Below are 15,908 nucleotides of genomic sequence, written 5' to 3'. Positions count from 1 at the left end.
CATCACGAATAGCTCTGTCACTGATATTCAAACCTGAAATAGCACCATATTTAGCCCACACCTCGCTACGAATACGACCAAGTAAAACAGCTTGTTTCTCAAGCTGTTTGTACTTTTGCACATTCAAGTTTTTACAATGGTGGATGCGTGTTAGTTTCAAAAGTTATTCCTTGATGTTCACTAATTCTTTAACTTTTTCTTTGTATTTTCTTAATCCGTAAAGTCGAGAGGAAAAACAATGAATAATCGCTAACAAGTCTTGTGTTACTTCTTCCGTTGGGGAAAGAGATTCTTGATTCATAATAATAACTTTACAACCATGTCTTTCAGCAAAAGATTCAAACCACTCAAAACCAAAACGCACCAAACGGTCTTTGTGAGCGATGACAAGCATTGAAACTTTACCCATTTCAATATCAAGAAAAAGCTGATTGAATTTCTTTCTTTTATAATTCAAACCACTTCCAACCTCTGACACCCAATCATCAACAGCATAGCCATTTACAGTACAAAAAGTTTCTAAAGCTGACACCTGATTAGCTAAATCGGGCTTTTGAGCAACACTAGATACCCTTGAATAAACAATTACTGATGATTTAGCTTCCGTTGCTTTTATACCGATATATTCAAGGTATTGATCGTGCGTGTAGTATCTGCGATTTTTAGGATTTCGACATGCAACCAAAATACCTTCGGCATCCCATCTTTGTAGAGTTTTAACCGACTTCCCAATCATTTCACCGAATTTAGCAGGAGAATACATTAATCAATCTCCGCTAACTTCTTGAAATCCTCAAGTGTATAGTCTTTAAATATGGATTCATCACAATATATGGCTAGATCATTGTCTTCATCCCATCCACAGATAGGGCATGTATAAGGGGATGATGCGACTCCTAGCTGATTATATTTTAATAAAATATCGTTACAAACCTCATAAAGTTCTGAATCCTCATGATGATCAACAACTTCAAGGAAAATTAGTTCACTAATATTTTCTGCAAATTTTTTGTATTTTTCAGGCACTTCTAGTTGATATGGCTCTACTAAATCATCTAGTTTTTTAGCGCAAGCATCACCAAAAATCTCTAATAATTTTTCCTCATATTCTTGACAGCGCATACCTTGTCCTGAAACGTGAGTACATTCAGAAAAGCCTGTATTTGCATTAATAAAATCAGCATAGGTGGGGCATTTATCGGAGAGTGATTGATTTGTTTTTTCAGGGTACGAAGAACAATCATAGCCTAAATCTACAATATCGGTTTCATAGAAATCATTCTTTGACCACTCACCATAGACCCATGATGCAAATTCCTTAATAAACCCATCTTTATTTTCAGGGGATACAAAATAAGCAAGGTCTTGCTCTACTTTCTTTAAGCTTTCAGTCAAGTATTTCATTGCAAGTTTTTTTAAAATTTAATACCTAAATTGTATATGTTTGACTATATGTGTCAATATAATTATTTTCTATAAATCACTCTTTTGAATAGTCTTCCGTACGCTGCATTGCTGCTTGAATATTGACCAATGCTTGCTCTACATCTGCAAATGTTTTGGCATTGCCGCCACTTAGTGCCTGACGCCATTTACGTGCACCTGGCAGGTTTTGGAATAAACCTAAAATATGGCGGGTAATGACAGAAAGTGGTGCACCTTGTTGTAGACGTTGTTCAATATACGGCAACATGCGCTGCATAATTTCAAAACGGTCAGGTAATTCTAGCCCCCATAATTGCCCAAGCTCTGCCAGTAAATAAGGGTTGTGATAGGCTTCACGACCAATCATCACCCCATCGACATGCTTGAGGTGTTGTTGGGTTTCGGCAAACGTTTTAATTCCACCATTAATTTCAATTAACAATTCGGGGCGGTCTTGTTTTAGGCGATACACATCCTCATAACGCAGAGGTGGAACTTCGCGGTTTTCTTTAGGCGATAAACCTTGTAATAAGGCAATTCGGGCATGCACGATAAAGTTATTGCAACCTGTTTGAGCCACAGTATCCACAAAATGCAGCATCTCTGCATAAGAGTGCATGTCATCAATCCCGATGCGATGTTTTACGGTCACAGGAATATCAACCGATTGACGCATGGCGGCAATACACTCTGCAACCAAGTCTGGTTCTGCCATTAAACACGCACCAATTTTATTGTTTTGTACTCGATCACTTGGGCAGCCAACATTCAGGTTGATTTCATCATAACCCCAGTCTTGTGCCATTTTACTGCAGGTCGCAAGGTCTTTCGGATTTGAACCGCCCAACTGCAAGACAATAGGATGTTCTTCTTTGCTGTAATCTAAATGGCGCTTGGCATCACCAAATAAAATTGCGCCAGTGGTTACCATTTCAGTATACAGAATGATATTGGGGTTAAATAAACGTGCAAAAAAACGGTAATCGCGGGTAGTCCAATCCATCATAGGGGCAACCGAAATGCGAGGTTGTAAAGTTTGGATGGCACGTGTCATAACCCACCTGAATTAAAAAACAAAAGCACAAGACCGCGCATTATACGGGGTTTAAGTGAAAATCGACAGTATCCCCAACCCACATCCATTGGCATTAACTTTGCTTTGTTCGCTATGAACAAAGCAGCGCAACCGTAGATGCTAAAGCGGAACTGCTCAGTATTTGTATGCGTAGCCGTTTTTTAGTATGTTGAAAAGATAGGATAACGCAGCATAAGAGGGAAAATAAAATGTTGGTATTAGAAGAAATTTATCGAACTAAGAAAAATGAATTTTCAACGGCATTTAATTTACGCATGCAGCGCAGTTTAAGTTGGTGGAAAAAAGCCATTGAGTTTCATGATGATGTCGATATGCAATTTATGACAGCATGGGTGGCGTTGAGTGCCTTGTATGCGCAAGGTCAAACGGCAGAGCATACACAACAGACCTTGCAGCAATTTGTGCAGCGTATGTATCAAAAAGATGTCGATCAGCGCATGGCGAGAATTATTTGGGAAAAATATCCACAAAGTTTAGAGGTGTTGCTGACCAACCCTTATTTGTATCAAAGTTTTTGGGATTGGCGTAATCAAAAAATGACTGAAGCTGAATGGCGTGCAGATTATGAAGCAGAGAAACAGCAGATTATGCAGGCATTGCACATCCATGATTCAGCTACAATTTTGGCATGTTTGTTTAAGCGCTTATTGACGTTACAGCAGCAACTTTTACAAGGTGGTGCAACTTATAACAGTGCAATCAACCGCAAACAACTCAGCCATGCCAATACTTTACTGTGTGCGTTGATGCCGTGTTTTATCCAAATCTTATTGGAAAATTTAGAAAATGTGGAATTGAGTCAGCCATTTTACCCTGTGATGCAAATGTCTTAAGCGACTTGCTTGATTGTAATCGCAGCGTTTAAGGCATGGCGGTGTGTTGACGTTGATGCTGCCAGTCGAGTAGGGCAAAGCTCATTGCGGCGGTAACAAAACACAAACCAACTAGGCAACTCCATAACCATCCACCGTGTTGCCATGCATAGATTCCCAAGGCAGAACCACAAGCACCGCCAGTAAAATAACTGGTCATATAAATTGAGTTAATCCGCGATTTGGCATCGGGGCGTAAGCGAAAAATTACGTTTTGGTTGCTGCTGTGTACGGTGGCAAGCCCAAGGTTAATTAAGCCAAAACCAAGAATATAGCTCCATAAGCTAAATTGTCCGTTGTATAGAAAGACCCAACTGATTGCCAATAGCGCCAAACCACCCCACGTCAGCGCTGTAACATAGCCACGATCTGCAATTTTCCCCACGTGTTTGGTCGAAAGAGCACCGAATACACCCACCATTGCCACAATGCCCACCATAAAGTCAGCTAAGCCAAAACTGGATTTGAGTAATACTGCAATGGTGGAAAACAACACGCTCATCGCTGCAAAAGCAAACGCACCGAGTAAGGCACGATAGACCAAACGACGTTCTTCTAAAATGAGTTTGCCCATAGACTGAAATACGGCCAAATAGCTGAGTTTGCTGGTTGAGATAAACGGCAAGCGCGCTTTGAGGACTGCGGCAATGCATAGCATCAGCACGCCACTAATCAGGTAAATCACTTTCCAGTGGAATAAATTGGACAGCAAACCTGCCAAACTGGTCGAAAGTAAAATACCGACCAATAAACCACTCATCAATAAACCGACCACTTCACCCATTTTTTCAGGTTTTACAGTCATGGTGGCAAAAGGAATTAAGACTTGTGCTGCCACAGAAAATAGCCCTGTGATAATCGTGCCAATCCATAACATGCTTAAATTGCTGGAAAAGGCACATAAAAATAAGCCAATCGAGGCCAAAAACATTAATAGGGGAATGAATTTGGTTTTATTGACAATATCGCCCATAGGCACAATGAACAATAAACCCAGTGCATAAGACACTTGTGCAAAAGTCACCGTCAATGCCACTTGGGATTGCGGAATTTGGAAAGATTGATGAATCGAGTAAATCAGCGGTTGGCAATAATAATTCGCACCCGCGCATAGACCACAGGCAATCGCCATCAACCAGAGCAGGGTTTTATCTTGGCTGATGTCGGGTGCAGTGTTCATAATTATCCTAAGGTCAATGGTAAAACGGGGTTGCAGTAGCTCAAAGATTGAATCCAATATTCAACTTCATTAGTGGCAGGATGTCGCCTTTAGCTTAATGAGAAAACTTGTTTTTGGACAAGGTGATCATCATCACGCCTACAATATTGAGCATGCAGCCGAACCATTGTATGCCATTTAGATGTTCACCTAAAAATGCTGTGGCCAATAGAATCGTCAAGATGGGGCCAATTGAAGCAATCATGGCCGATTGTGCCGCACCTAAACGGGCGATACTGTGCGCCATGAGTAAGGTGGGCAAGACTGTGACAAATATCCCTAAAGCAATACCATAGCCTAGCACTTCTACAGGCAGTTGTTGCACCAGTCCCAGTGGATTCGGTGTGACCAAACTGTAATGCGTAAGCGTACCGATGCAGGCAATACTTAAAGCCAGACCTGTAAAATTCCAAGAGCCAAAATGCTGAATCAGGCTTTTGGTCAGCAATAAATAGCCTGCAAAACACACTGCACTGGCGAACACTAAACTACTGCCTAACCAAAAATACGTGTCATGCGGAGTATTGCTCTGTTCCTGTAACATCACAATCACTGTTCCGCCATAACTCAGGGCAATTGCAAACAGACTCAACCAGCTAAGTTTCTGTCGATACATTACGCTCGAAGCCAGAACGGTGAGCGTTGGGTATAAAAACAGAATAATGCGTTCTAATGAGGCACTAATGAACATCAGCCCTAAAAAATCCAACCAGCTGGAAAAATAATAGCCCATCAAACCTGCAAAAATCAGCAACAGCCAATTGCGTGTAGAGATGTTGCGACTGTGATGGCGATTGAGCCAACAAATCAGCAAGAAGAAAGGCAGGGCACTTGCCATGCGCAAAGCCATGAGTACGGTTGCGTCGACCAACGGTGAAAGTGCATAAGCCTGTTTAATAAAAATGGCTTTGGTACTAAACAAAAAGGCTGCAAATAAGGCAAAGATGGAGCCCCATTGTGTGGCGTTAAGTCTGATCATGAAAAATGCTGTCGAGCAAGGTGGATGCAAGAGAAGTGACACATGCCGCGCACACAAATGCAAGTTGCATGATAGATAAAGGCAGATGCGACTGCATGGATCAAGCTGTGTGTGCTGTATTTGAGCAAGCATAGCCGATTTTATGCAGATGGTCTGCTTGAGATGGCATAAATTTTGTGAAAAGTAGAGTAAATGGGATTTGCACGATAATGGTGCAAATTAGTTGAAAATATTGCAAAACAGAGAAAATCCATCATCAGACAAAATGACGCACAAAAAAAATGAAAAAAATAGCAGCACTTAACTTAGACCTGAGTTGAATAAATTCAAGCTTCTTTTAAAAGTTTTACTGTTTCAAATATTCGGTTTTACTCATAAGGCAAAGGTAGGTTTTTCTAAGGTTTTCAGATGCGCAAAACACTTCTAAATTGAACCATGTTGTGCGGTGTAAAAATTGTCAAAAAAGTCAATTTGGTGTTTAAGTTTTTGCTTTTAGCGCTTAAATGTATAGATATGCAATCTTTTAGCGCTAAGTCGGATTTTCCCAATTAAGTGAAATGGATGTCAGAATGATCAATGCTTAATTCATTTAAATGTGGTCAACTGCAAGCTCAAAGCATCGCTTTTTTTCTTTTAGACACGTCAAATCGAAGTTTTGCTGAATAATTAGACTTATATTCAAGAAGCAAAACTTATCAATTATATCTCGCAACAATATTTTTATGAATCATCAGTTCAAAATATGGGTATTTATTAAATAAATATTGGGTGGTAATTTAAAAATGTTGCATTAGAATCCAAAAATTCAACAAAACTTATCCTGAGGGGAAAGCATCGTTATCCACGATGTTGACTTAAGAAAAACTAGCTTGAGGAACGCTCATGCAGATCGGAATTCCAACCGAAACTGTTGTCGGTGAAAATCGTGTCGCTGCGACGCCAGAAACAGTAAAGAAGTTGATTAGCGCGGGTCATAGCGTAGTCATTGAACGTGGTGCAGGCGTAAAAGCCGCTTATATCGACAGCGCTTATGAACAAGTAGGCGCGACCATGACAGATGATGCTTATCGCGGTAGCCAAATGATTTTGAAAGTTCGTGCCCCAAAGGGTGAAGAAATTCAAAAACTTGCACCGAACAGCACTGTGGTGGCGATGTTTGATCCTTACCGCAATACTGAATTAGACCAATTTGCTGCGGCTCAGGTGTCTGCATTTGCTTTAGAGCTTTTGCCACGTACCTTGTCGCGTGCGCAAAATATGGACGTGTTGTCATCACAAGCCAACTTGGCAGGTTATAAATCTGTGTTGTTGGCTGCAGCAGAATATCAACGCATGTTCCCAATGTTAATGACGGCAGCGGGTACTGTAAAACCTGCGCGTGTTGTGATCATGGGTGTGGGTGTTGCTGGTTTGCAAGCCATTGCAACAGCGAAGCGTTTAGGTGCTGTAGTCGAAGCAACTGACTTGCGTCCAACGGCAAAAGATCAGGTGGAATCTTTGGGTGGTAAGTGGTTAGACGTACCAATGTCTGAAGAAGAACAACAAAAAGCAGCCGATGCTGCCAAAAATGGTTATGGCTGGATGCCTGGTGAACAATACATTAAAGACCAAGCAGTGATTGTCGATAAAGCCGTTTCTAATGCGGATATCGTGATTACCACTGCGTTATTGCCGGGTCGTGATGCACCGCGTTTAATCAAAGCGGAAACTGTGGCAAAAATGAAGCCGGGTTCTGTGATTTTAGATATGGCAGTCGAAACGGGCGGTAACGTCGAAGGTTCACAATGCGGTGAAACTGTAGTGACTGCCAATGGTGTGAAAATTTTGGGTATTCCAAACATTCCATCGACTGTATCGACAGAAGCATCTGCACTATATGCGCGTAATGTGTTGAATTTTGTTGAAACATTATTTGATAACGACAAGAACTTCGCATTGAATCCTGAAGAAGAAATTCAGAAAGCGTTGCTGGTCACTCATAACGGTCAAGTGCTGTTAAAGCGTGGTTAAGGAGAATTCTCATGGTTGAAACAATTACGATTTTTGTCCTTGCCATCTTCGTAGGTTACTACGTGGTGTGGGGGGTAACACCTGCGTTACATACGCCATTAATGGCAGTAACCAATGCACTTTCTTCAATCATTATTGTCGGTGCGATGATTCAAACTGTTGGTCTACCAATCATGGGTGTAGAAGGCAGTGTCGATTTCCAAACCATTAATGTGGTGAGTGTACTGGGTGCGATTGCTGTGTTCTTGGCAAGCATCAATATTTTCGGTGGTTTTGCAGTGACTGCACGTATGCTGGAAATGTTCAAACCAAAAGCAAAGAAAAAAGAGGGCTAATGCATGGAATTTATTCGTGAATATGCAGACTGGTTCTATTTAATCGGGGCTGTGCTCTTTATCTTAACTTTACGTGGTTTGTCTGGGCCTAAAACTGCGATTGCGGGCAACCGTTACGGCATGATCGCAATGGCGATTGCAGTCTTGACTACATTCTTTGTGGCAGACAATCCAGTTGTGTGGATGATTCTGGCAGCTATGGCAGCAGGTGCGGTGGTGGGTATTGCCCGCGCACGTACGGTGCCAATGACTCAAATGCCTGAAACTGTAGCGTTAATGCACTCTTTAGTCGGTTTGGCTGCAGTTTTAATTGCGATTGCTGCGATTATTCATAACAACAAGTTAATCGAACTTGGTCCAGACTTGTTGGCTGCAAATGGCATTACTTTCCATGAAATGAGCAAAGTTCATTTATTTGAATTGTTTGTGGGCTGTTTCGTGGGGGCGATTACCTTTACTGCATCTGTTTTTGCATACGGTAAATTGGCGGCGAAGAAATGGGCAAAAACTATTTCGGGTGCATGGGTAAAACCTGTTCAGGCGTTAATTTTCCTTGCTATGCTCGGTTTTGGGATTCACTTCTTCCTGAGCGGCAACATGACTTCATTCTGGGCAATGACAGGTTTAGCATTGGCATTCGGTTGGGTATGGATTGCACCAGTGGGTGGTGGTGACATGCCAGTTGTGGTGTCATTGTTGAACTCGTTCTCAGGTTGGGCGGCAGCAGGTATTGGTTTCACACTTGAAAACAACATGCTGATTGTTGCAGGCTCATTGGTCGGTTCTTCAGGTGCGATTCTGTCTTACATCATGTGTAAAGCCATGAACCGTTCAATCATCAACGTATTGTTTGGTGGTGCGATGGGCGGTGCAGCAGCACCAACGGCAGCAGCGGGTGCGCAAGTGCAACGTAACTACCGTTCAGGTTCTGCTGATGATGCTGGCTTCTTGATGTCAAATGCAGACAGCGTAGTAATTGTACCGGGCTATGGTATGGCGCAAGGTCGTGCACAGAATGCGGTCAAAGAATTGGCCAACTTGTTAAAAGAGCAAGGTGTAACTGTTCGTTTTGCGATTCACCCAGTGGCAGGTCGTATGCCGGGTCACATGAACGTATTACTTGCAGAAGCAGACGTACCGTATGAAGACATCTTAGAAATGGACGAAATCAACTCAGATTTCCCTGCAACAGATGTGGTGTTGGTGATTGGTGCAAATGACGTAGTTAACCCTGCGGCAAAAGACGATCCAAACTCGCCAATTTACGGCATGCCAATTCTTGAAGCGCATAAAGCACGTACCATTATGGTCATCAAGCGCTCAATGGCAACAGGTTATGCGGGTCTAGACAACGACTTGTTCTATAACGACAAGACCATGATGATCTTTGGTGATGCCAAGAAAGTTGTGGAAGATATGACTAAATCAATCAACGGTACAGGTCACTAAGACACTGTTTCCAGATATGAAACCGCCTTCGGGCGGTTTTTTTTATGGCTGATGTAAAGTGGTTAATTGAGATCAGGCAGATTGAGTTTGGGCGAGTTTTATAGGATTGGTTTGAAGCAATGTATTGGGTAGGGGATGATATAAACCAATATTTGGTGGGTAGATTAATGCGATATAAAAATGATTAGGGATATGAGCTTCAAAAGATCTGCATTAAAAAAGCGACTTATTTGAAAGTCGCTTATTGTGTATCTTTAAGGCTGCTCAAGTGAGCTGTTGTATTAAGCAACAGACTCAGGCGTAGTGCGCCATAAGCTTTCTAGGTCGTAGAATTTACGTGCTGTTGGTAGCATGATGTGAACCACTACCATACCAAGATCGACCAAGATCCATTCTGCATCACGTTCACCTTCAATACCAATTGGGCGGAAGCCTGCTTTGCGCGCTTCTTCGGCAACATTGTCGGCAAGAGATTTTACGTGGCGAGTTGATGTACCGCTAGCAATCACAATGGCATCTGAAACATTGCTGATGCTGCTGACATCAAGTTCAACAATTTCTTTGGCTTTTACATCAAGGAGAGCTTCATGTACAACTTTAAGACAAGTTTGTACGTCATGCTTTTGGGTATTCATTGCAAGATCGTGAGAATTAGAAGCGCCGGGCGATGGTTCTAAATTCATGGGGTGTATAATTTCCTAAAATTATTCATCGTCTAATATAGCTGTTTTAGCCTGAAATTTCAAATCGGTTTAATTTTAACCACTTTGATTTGAGGGAAAGTATTTGTCTTTCCATGCAAATGATTGATTTGACGCCAGACTTGGGCGGTATTCTGCAGCGATATAGCCTGAATAAGCACTGTGCTGTAACCATTTGAAAATAGTAGTATAGTCTAGCTCGCCTGAATCGGGTTCATGGCGTCCTGGATTGTCGGCAAACTGGATATGACCAATATCCTGAATGTTTTCTTGCAATGCGCTCAGCACATCTTCACCCATCATCGCCATGTGATAACAGTCGTATTGCATTTTAAGAGCAGGATGTTTGACTGCTTCTAGCATCTCTTGAGCTTGCGCAATATTTTGTACTAAAAAGCGTGGCATGTCGGTGCCATTAATCATTTCAAAGACAGGCTGAATATGATGTTGAGTGAGCATCGAGCAGGCCAGTTTTAGGTTTTCTGCCAGTGTGTTTAAGCAAGGCAGTAAATCGGCATCGACAGGTTGTTTGCCTGCCAAAATATTGACGCTAGGGACATTTAATGCCGTGGCATAGCGGATGGCTAACTCTAAGGCATGATGAAATTCAATCTCTTTTCCGGGTACGCCCGCCAAACCATTGCCGCCTTGCATGAGGTCACCCGCAGGGACATTGATTAAACACAGGCTGAGTTGGTGGAGTGTGAGTTGGGTTTGAATCTGCTCAATACTCAGCTCATAGGGAAATTGAATTTCAACATGCTGAAAACCATGTTCGCGTGCAAGGGCAAAGCGTTCAATTAAAGGCACTTCGGTAAAAATCATCGACAGATTAACCGCCAGTTTAGACATGCAGGTGCTCCTTGCAGGCAAAGGTTGGATCAGGAATCAAGCCGATTAAGCTTCGACCTGATGAATAATGGTGGCTAAATCTGCTTCTGCAAAACCCTTGGCTTGATGGGCTTGCAGTTGTGAAAGGGCTTTTTCTGCCACAGGAATCTGTAACTGAAATTGCGCTGCCAGTTGTAAGGCATTGTTTAAATCTTTAGACAGGGTTTGGACTTTCCATTGCACAGGCTCAAAACTGTGAGTTGCCATACGTGGAGTTAAAATCTGAAACGGTTTCGAGTCGGCAAAACCACCCGCCAAAGCAGGTGCAAGTAAACGGGTGTCTACGCCTGCCTGTCCTGCTAAGGCAACAGCTTCGGCAATTAGGGTGCTGTTGGCAGCAACAATCAGTTGGTTGCAGATTTTAGTGGCTTGTCCTGTGCCTGTTTCACCCATACGGGTTACACGTTGTGACAGCACATCATAAATCGGGCTTAATTTTTCGATGGTGTTTGCATCACCCCCTGCAAAAATCACCAAACTACCTTGTTCGGCTCCCGCAGTGCCTCCCGATACAGGTGAGTCAATCCATGTGACCTGTTTGAGGCTGGCTTGCTGCGCTAGCTTTTGGGTTTGATCCACAGACAAACTGGAAAAATCGACAATGACTTGTTGAGCAGTCAAAAATGGCTCAATTTGATCTAATACAGCTTGGACAGCATGATCATCGGCAAGGCAACTCAAAATTACTGGATATTGCCCGATCTCGCTCAATTGCATCGACTTTGCCCCCAAGCTGAGCACGGGTTCGCAAGCAGCAGGGCTACGATTCCAAACCGCGACCTCAAAACCTGCCTGAACTAAGCGGGTTGCCATGCGCGTACCCATGAGTCCCATACCTAAAAAAGCGATTTTTGTGTCACGATCAAAATGCATAGCGCTGATTCTCCATTTTTGCCTACAGTACAAGTCTGGCTTGAAATGTCAATTTAGCCTTTGGTCAAAGTCTGTTGTGTTTGAACTGAATCAAAACTGACGCGGTGCAAAGGTCACTTCAGGGTTCTTGTCCTTTTTACGTGCCAGTTGGCTATTTTTACCCAGCAATAATTTTAATTGCCAAATTTTTTCTAAACGTAAAGATTTATTTGGCGCATGTTCCATAGCATCCAGCACTTGTTTGGCTGCAGCCAATGCATCAGGAGAGCGTTGTGCAATTTCTTCAGCAAGGTCTTGTGCTTTTTGTAAAGGTGTTGCATCTAAATGCGTGACCAAGCCAATTTCTTTGGCATAGTTGGCATCAAAAATACGTGCAGTTAAGGTCAGTTCTTTGGCAAGGTCTAAACCAATTAAACCTTTTAATGAACGGCTTAGCCCCATATCAGGCACTAAGCCCCAACGGCTTTCCATAATCGACATTTGCGTGTCAGGATGCGCGATACGAATATCTGCAGCCAAAGCCAATTGCATCCCTGCGCCAAAACAATACCCTTCAATTGCAGCAATTACAGGTACAGGCAATTGTTGCCAAACGAGAAATGCTTTTTGAAACAGGCTTTGCCCTGGCTTAATTAATTCCCAAGCCGCAAATGCACGGTTTTGTGGATTGTTGAGGTCGGCCAAGTCAATGCCTGCACTAAATACCTTTGCTTCGCCTGTTAAAATTACACAACGTAAGCTGCGGTCTTTTTTAAGTTTTTCGGCAGTCCGCACCAATTCTTTAAGTAGGGCAAAACTCATGGCATTGCGTTTGTCTGGGCGGTTCAGGGAAACTGTGGCGATGCCGTTATTTTTTTCGATACGAAGTAAGGTCATGATGTGAGCTCTTGTTTTTACTGGGCAAAGCATAACATGGGCAGCAGTGCGATAAATGACAGCAGAGTCACGGCAAAGCCTTGCGACCTTGCCTTTGATTACGTGACTTTTTTTTGTGAATAGTGCTGGGTGAGTCGTGCTTACAAACTGTATCTTCTCGTTGAGGCGTTCGCGGTGAATGTCACTTTGATGTTGGCTAACTCACCGCATTATGTTTGGTAAAAATGTGTTCTGCCGCATGTTCAACTTGCTGTATACAGGTTTGTAATTCCTGATAACGGTTTAAGACCTCTTGCACAAACAGATCATCGGCTTTACGACGTTCTTTACGTAAGGTCGAAACAAACTGTTCAAATGAGCCTGTTACTTCTTGCAGGTTCGGTGTGCCAACATAGCGGGTCGCACCATACAGACGATGCAACACATGCTCGAGTTGTGGGAAATCTTCCAGTTCAATCAGCTGTTCAATTTCATGTAATTCTGTGGCAAAGCTATCCACTAGCATTTTCAGTAAATCCACTGCAAGGTCTTCTTTGTTGGCTGCCAGCATTAGGCTTTGTTGCCAATCCAACACCTGTGGATCTAGCGCTTCAATCACAATGGCTTTATCGACTGCAGGTGGCTTATTAAAACTTTGCGTGGTCCAATGGGTTAAAATTTGGATGATTTGTTCAATCTGAATCGGTTTGGTGACATAGTCATCCATACCGACTTTGAGTAATTTTTGCTTTTCATCGGCAAGAGCATGCGCGGTGAGGGCAATAATAGGTAAGCGTTTGTGATTTTCCAAAGTCGATTCTAAAGAACGAATCGCACGGGTGGTATCTACCCCCGACATCACAGGCATTTGAATATCCATAAAGATCAGGTCAAATGGTTGCTGTCCCTGCTCAATGCGTTGCTGCAAAAACCCCAAAGCTTCCTGACCACTTTGCGCTTTGGTGGTGGTCACATTCAGTTCGCCCAACAAGGCTTCGAGTACAATCAGGTTTGGTAGATGGTCATCCACCGCTAAAACGTGCAGGCCTTTACCATCAAATGATGCAGACTCCTGTTCATCAAAACTGTTTTCATTGTTGAGTAAGTCAATTAAGGCTGAACGACTGAGCGGTTGATACAAAGCGCGCGCACGATATTCATTTAACAGACTTGGGTCTAGCGCCATTTGATAGCCATACACTGCCAAGTTACCTTGATAACGGGTACGAATTTCTTTTAATAAAGCTTCGGTGTCGCCACTATGATCAACAATCAACCAAGTATTGTCTTGCAGGTCGGATACATCTTTTAAGCGGCTAAATAAATCTAAAATTGAAGCGGCTTCAATATGTCGCACCGCATAATTTTCAAGATAATGACGCAAGACATTCGCTGTGGCAGGGTGCGCCAAATACGACACCACCTGAATCTCTTTAAAGTTTGGATGCTGCTGTGCATGCGCTTCATCTACCGCAAACATGGCAGTAAACCAGAAGGTCGAGCCTTTTTCGGTTGGGGCGCGTTCCTGATTGTCTTCAAAGCCAATTTGACCTTGCATCAAATGCACCAACTGTTTGGAAATGGCCAAACCTAAACCTGTACCACCAAATTGACGCGTGACCGAAGTATCACCTTGAGAGAAAGACTCAAACAATTTTTTACGGTCTGTACCGCTTAAGCCAATGCCACTGTCTTGGACGCTAAAGTGAATTAAGCATTGTCCAATATCGTCATGTTCTACCCGCGCCCGTACAATAATTTCACCATCGGGGGTGAATTTAATCGCATTGGAAATTAAATTGGTTAAAATTTGCTTGAAACGTAAAGCATCGCCCAGCACATATTGCGGCACGTTATCGGCAAAATAAAAGGCCATGTTGATGTGTTTTTGCGCAGCCAAAGGCGAGAGCATATCCATCACATCAAAAATGGCTTCTTCTAAATCAAAGGGTGCGGTATCCAGTTCCAGTTTGCCTGCATCAATTTTAGAAAAATCCAATACGTCATTAATGAGTGCTAAAAGATGCGCCGATGATTTACGAATGGTCTGTAAATATAAATTCTGTTCATTGCTAAGATTTTCCTGACGCAATAACAGGTGAATAAAGCCATCAATACTGTTCAGTGGTGTTCTGAGTTCGTGACTGATGTTGGCTAAAAATACCGATTTAGACTGGTTGGCAGAAATCGCTTGGTCACGTGCCTGACGATAAGTGATGTTTTGCACTTCCAAAGTATCGAGGGTGCGGCGCAAGTCATCTTCGGTTTGTTCGGTATGTTCTTTGAGTTCTAAAAAGCTGAAATGCAGGCGTTTTACCACATTGGCAATATCCCGCTGCAGTAAGCGTAATTCGCCAGTACTGTTAATGACCATGTGTTGATCGAGCGTATCGGCATTCAGGCGTTGTAGCTGCATGCGAATTTCATACATGGGTGCAATCCAGCGTCGTGAATAGAAATTCAGACACAGCAATAACAACAACAGGGTCAGCAAGCCTGTGGCAATTAATACAATCATGACCCGATAACGGGCAATTTGTAATGGCTGATTGTCCAGTTCAATCAGCAACCATGCAGGACGGTTGATGTCTTGCTGAATTTGCATGCCATACACATGATTATTTTTATACAGAATTGGGCCAAAAAAATCGGCATTTTTAGGGAATTTGGGCCATTCGGCTTGGTCTTGAAAGCCCATGCTTAAACGGCGTGTACCAGAAGCATCAATCAGTGCAGTACGAATCAAGTGCTTTTCGTTCATCATGTTTTGCATAAAAGTACGTGCTTCTTCGTACTTCCACGGAAAGCTAGCCAGTTGATGCAAAGCTGCTTCAGATGGCAACTCAAAACGGGTCAAAATCGCAATTGCCATTTGTCGCTGCTGTGCTTTTGCGGCATTCGAGGTTTCAGATAAAACTAGCATCGTGCCGACGCATGCCAAAACCATAATTGGCACAAAAATAAGTGCAATCAGCTGTCCATAAGCATGATTTAAATGTAAGCGCTTAAATAACTTTTTATTGATATTTGACATGGTTAACGCAGTTTAATCCCTATGTTTGGCAGTTTAGCATGCTTTATCAAATGGAGCGTAAAACTCAGTCCTTCAGGTCAGAGATATAAGCGACACGACATGAAGTGTCGTTTGATTTAACTAAGGACTATTTTCCTTGAGTTTTGATTGTTAATATAAGTACATGAAA

14 protein-coding genes are annotated in these 15,908 nt (G+C 42.6%); 4 read left to right on the top strand and 10 right to left on the bottom strand.

Annotated elements, in window-relative coordinates; translation table 11 throughout:
* Positions 1-163: 163 nt before the first annotated feature.
* From FTT71_RS12920 to dusA, 3 genes are all read right to left on the bottom strand, one after another.
* Positions 164-763, bottom strand: coding sequence for an IS607 family transposase (locus FTT71_RS12920; protein ID WP_016659757.1), 600 nt, complete (start codon positions 761-763; stop codon positions 164-166).
* A complete protein-coding gene (locus FTT71_RS12915) occupies positions 763-1,404 on the bottom strand; it encodes a hypothetical protein (protein ID WP_180161018.1) in 642 nt (213 codons plus the stop codon). Before FTT71_RS12915 ends, FTT71_RS12920 begins: the two co-directional genes overlap by 1 nt.
* A 76-nt stretch (positions 1,405-1,480) precedes the next feature.
* Positions 1,481-2,479 (bottom strand): tRNA dihydrouridine(20/20a) synthase DusA, encoded by a 999-nt coding sequence (gene dusA / locus FTT71_RS12910; RefSeq protein ID WP_180073137.1) that lies wholly within the window; start codon positions 2,477-2,479, stop codon positions 1,481-1,483.
* 230 nt (positions 2,480-2,709) lie between these two features.
* Here dusA and FTT71_RS12905 point away from each other — a divergent pair, with 230 nt between their 5' ends.
* Positions 2,710-3,354 (top strand): hypothetical protein, encoded by a 645-nt coding sequence (locus tag FTT71_RS12905; protein WP_004974903.1) that lies wholly within the window; start codon positions 2,710-2,712, stop codon positions 3,352-3,354.
* Positions 3,355-3,382: 28 nt separating this feature from the next.
* Here FTT71_RS12905 and FTT71_RS12900 read toward each other — a convergent pair whose 3' ends face one another.
* Both FTT71_RS12900 and FTT71_RS12895 read right to left on the bottom strand, forming a co-directional pair.
* Positions 3,383-4,573, bottom strand: a complete 1,191-nt coding sequence (locus FTT71_RS12900) for an MFS transporter (RefSeq protein WP_096901400.1) — start codon at positions 4,571-4,573, stop codon at positions 3,383-3,385.
* Positions 4,574-4,667: 94 nt separating this feature from the next.
* Positions 4,668-5,591, bottom strand: a complete 924-nt coding sequence (locus FTT71_RS12895) for a DMT family transporter (RefSeq protein ID WP_104852536.1) — start codon at positions 5,589-5,591, stop codon at positions 4,668-4,670.
* Positions 5,592-6,473: 882 nt separating this feature from the next.
* On the opposite strand from FTT71_RS12895, the gene FTT71_RS12890 reads away from it, so the two are divergent.
* Genes FTT71_RS12890 through FTT71_RS12880 form a run of 3 tightly spaced genes read left to right on the top strand, consistent with a single transcriptional unit; the run spans position 6,474 to position 9,385 of the window.
* A complete protein-coding gene (locus FTT71_RS12890; RefSeq protein ID WP_004974923.1) occupies positions 6,474-7,601 on the top strand; it encodes a Re/Si-specific NAD(P)(+) transhydrogenase subunit alpha in 1,128 nt (375 codons plus the stop codon).
* 11 nt (positions 7,602-7,612) lie between these two features.
* A complete protein-coding gene (locus FTT71_RS12885; RefSeq protein ID WP_004974924.1) occupies positions 7,613-7,936 on the top strand; it encodes a proton-translocating transhydrogenase family protein in 324 nt (107 codons plus the stop codon).
* Between the two features lie 3 nt (positions 7,937-7,939).
* The gene (locus FTT71_RS12880; protein ID WP_004974925.1) at positions 7,940-9,385 is read left to right on the top strand and encodes an NAD(P)(+) transhydrogenase (Re/Si-specific) subunit beta; all 1,446 of its coding nucleotides are present in this window, start codon (positions 7,940-7,942) and stop codon (positions 9,383-9,385) included.
* A gap of 281 nt (positions 9,386-9,666) precedes the next feature.
* Here the strand turns inward: FTT71_RS12880 and rsfS are convergent, their stop codons facing one another.
* The 5 genes from rsfS to FTT71_RS12855 form a co-directional block, all read right to left on the bottom strand.
* Positions 9,667-10,068 carry a ribosome silencing factor gene (gene rsfS / locus FTT71_RS12875; protein WP_004974926.1) on the bottom strand — a complete coding sequence of 134 codons (402 nt, stop codon included), beginning with the start codon at positions 10,066-10,068 and terminating at the stop codon, positions 9,667-9,669.
* Between the two features lie 75 nt (positions 10,069-10,143).
* Entirely contained in the window at positions 10,144-10,938 is a 795-nt protein-coding gene (locus FTT71_RS12870; RefSeq protein WP_096901402.1) for a hydroxypyruvate isomerase family protein, read from the bottom strand.
* Positions 10,939-10,983: 45 nt separating this feature from the next.
* Complete coding sequence (locus FTT71_RS12865; protein ID WP_180158777.1) at positions 10,984-11,850, bottom strand: NAD(P)-dependent oxidoreductase; 867 nt, start codon at positions 11,848-11,850, stop codon at positions 10,984-10,986.
* A 90-nt stretch (positions 11,851-11,940) separates the two neighbouring features.
* Positions 11,941-12,726, bottom strand: a complete 786-nt coding sequence (locus tag FTT71_RS12860; protein WP_179995949.1) for a crotonase/enoyl-CoA hydratase family protein — start codon at positions 12,724-12,726, stop codon at positions 11,941-11,943.
* A 196-nt stretch (positions 12,727-12,922) separates the two neighbouring features.
* Complete coding sequence (locus FTT71_RS12855; RefSeq protein ID WP_180158778.1) at positions 12,923-15,739, bottom strand: ATP-binding protein; 2,817 nt, start codon at positions 15,737-15,739, stop codon at positions 12,923-12,925.
* Positions 15,740-15,908 lie beyond the last annotated feature (169 nt).

The organism is Acinetobacter sp. YH01004, assembly GCF_013420455.1.
Taxonomy (GTDB): Bacteria; Pseudomonadota; Gammaproteobacteria; order Pseudomonadales; family Moraxellaceae; genus Acinetobacter; species Acinetobacter towneri.
Note: the sequence above shows the minus strand (reverse complement) of the source record. Positions and strands in the feature narration are given on the sequence as shown.

What these genes read in the sequence shown, in the direction of transcription:
- FTT71_RS12920 (WP_016659757.1), bottom strand. Translation starts at nt 763, where the DNA reads ATGTATTCTCCTGCTAAATTCGGTGAAATGATTGGGAAGTCGGTTAAA.
- FTT71_RS12915 (WP_180161018.1), bottom strand. Translation starts at nt 1,404, where the DNA reads ATGAAATACTTGACTGAAAGCTTAAAGAAAGTAGAGCAAGACCTTGCT.
- dusA (WP_180073137.1), bottom strand. Translation starts at nt 2,479, where the DNA reads ATGACACGTGCCATCCAAACTTTACAACCTCGCATTTCGGTTGCCCCT.
- FTT71_RS12905 (WP_004974903.1), top strand. Translation starts at nt 2,710, where the DNA reads ATGTTGGTATTAGAAGAAATTTATCGAACTAAGAAAAATGAATTTTCA.
- FTT71_RS12900 (WP_096901400.1), bottom strand. Translation starts at nt 4,573, where the DNA reads ATGAACACTGCACCCGACATCAGCCAAGATAAAACCCTGCTCTGGTTG.
- FTT71_RS12895 (WP_104852536.1), bottom strand. Translation starts at nt 5,591, where the DNA reads ATGATCAGACTTAACGCCACACAATGGGGCTCCATCTTTGCCTTATTT.
- FTT71_RS12890 (WP_004974923.1), top strand. Translation starts at nt 6,474, where the DNA reads ATGCAGATCGGAATTCCAACCGAAACTGTTGTCGGTGAAAATCGTGTC.
- FTT71_RS12885 (WP_004974924.1), top strand. Translation starts at nt 7,613, where the DNA reads ATGGTTGAAACAATTACGATTTTTGTCCTTGCCATCTTCGTAGGTTAC.
- FTT71_RS12880 (WP_004974925.1), top strand. Translation starts at nt 7,940, where the DNA reads ATGGAATTTATTCGTGAATATGCAGACTGGTTCTATTTAATCGGGGCT.
- rsfS (WP_004974926.1), bottom strand. Translation starts at nt 10,068, where the DNA reads ATGAATTTAGAACCATCGCCCGGCGCTTCTAATTCTCACGATCTTGCA.
- FTT71_RS12870 (WP_096901402.1), bottom strand. Translation starts at nt 10,938, where the DNA reads ATGTCTAAACTGGCGGTTAATCTGTCGATGATTTTTACCGAAGTGCCT.
- FTT71_RS12865 (WP_180158777.1), bottom strand. Translation starts at nt 11,850, where the DNA reads ATGCATTTTGATCGTGACACAAAAATCGCTTTTTTAGGTATGGGACTC.
- FTT71_RS12860 (WP_179995949.1), bottom strand. Translation starts at nt 12,726, where the DNA reads ATGACCTTACTTCGTATCGAAAAAAATAACGGCATCGCCACAGTTTCC.
- FTT71_RS12855 (WP_180158778.1), bottom strand. Translation starts at nt 15,739, where the DNA reads ATGTCAAATATCAATAAAAAGTTATTTAAGCGCTTACATTTAAATCAT.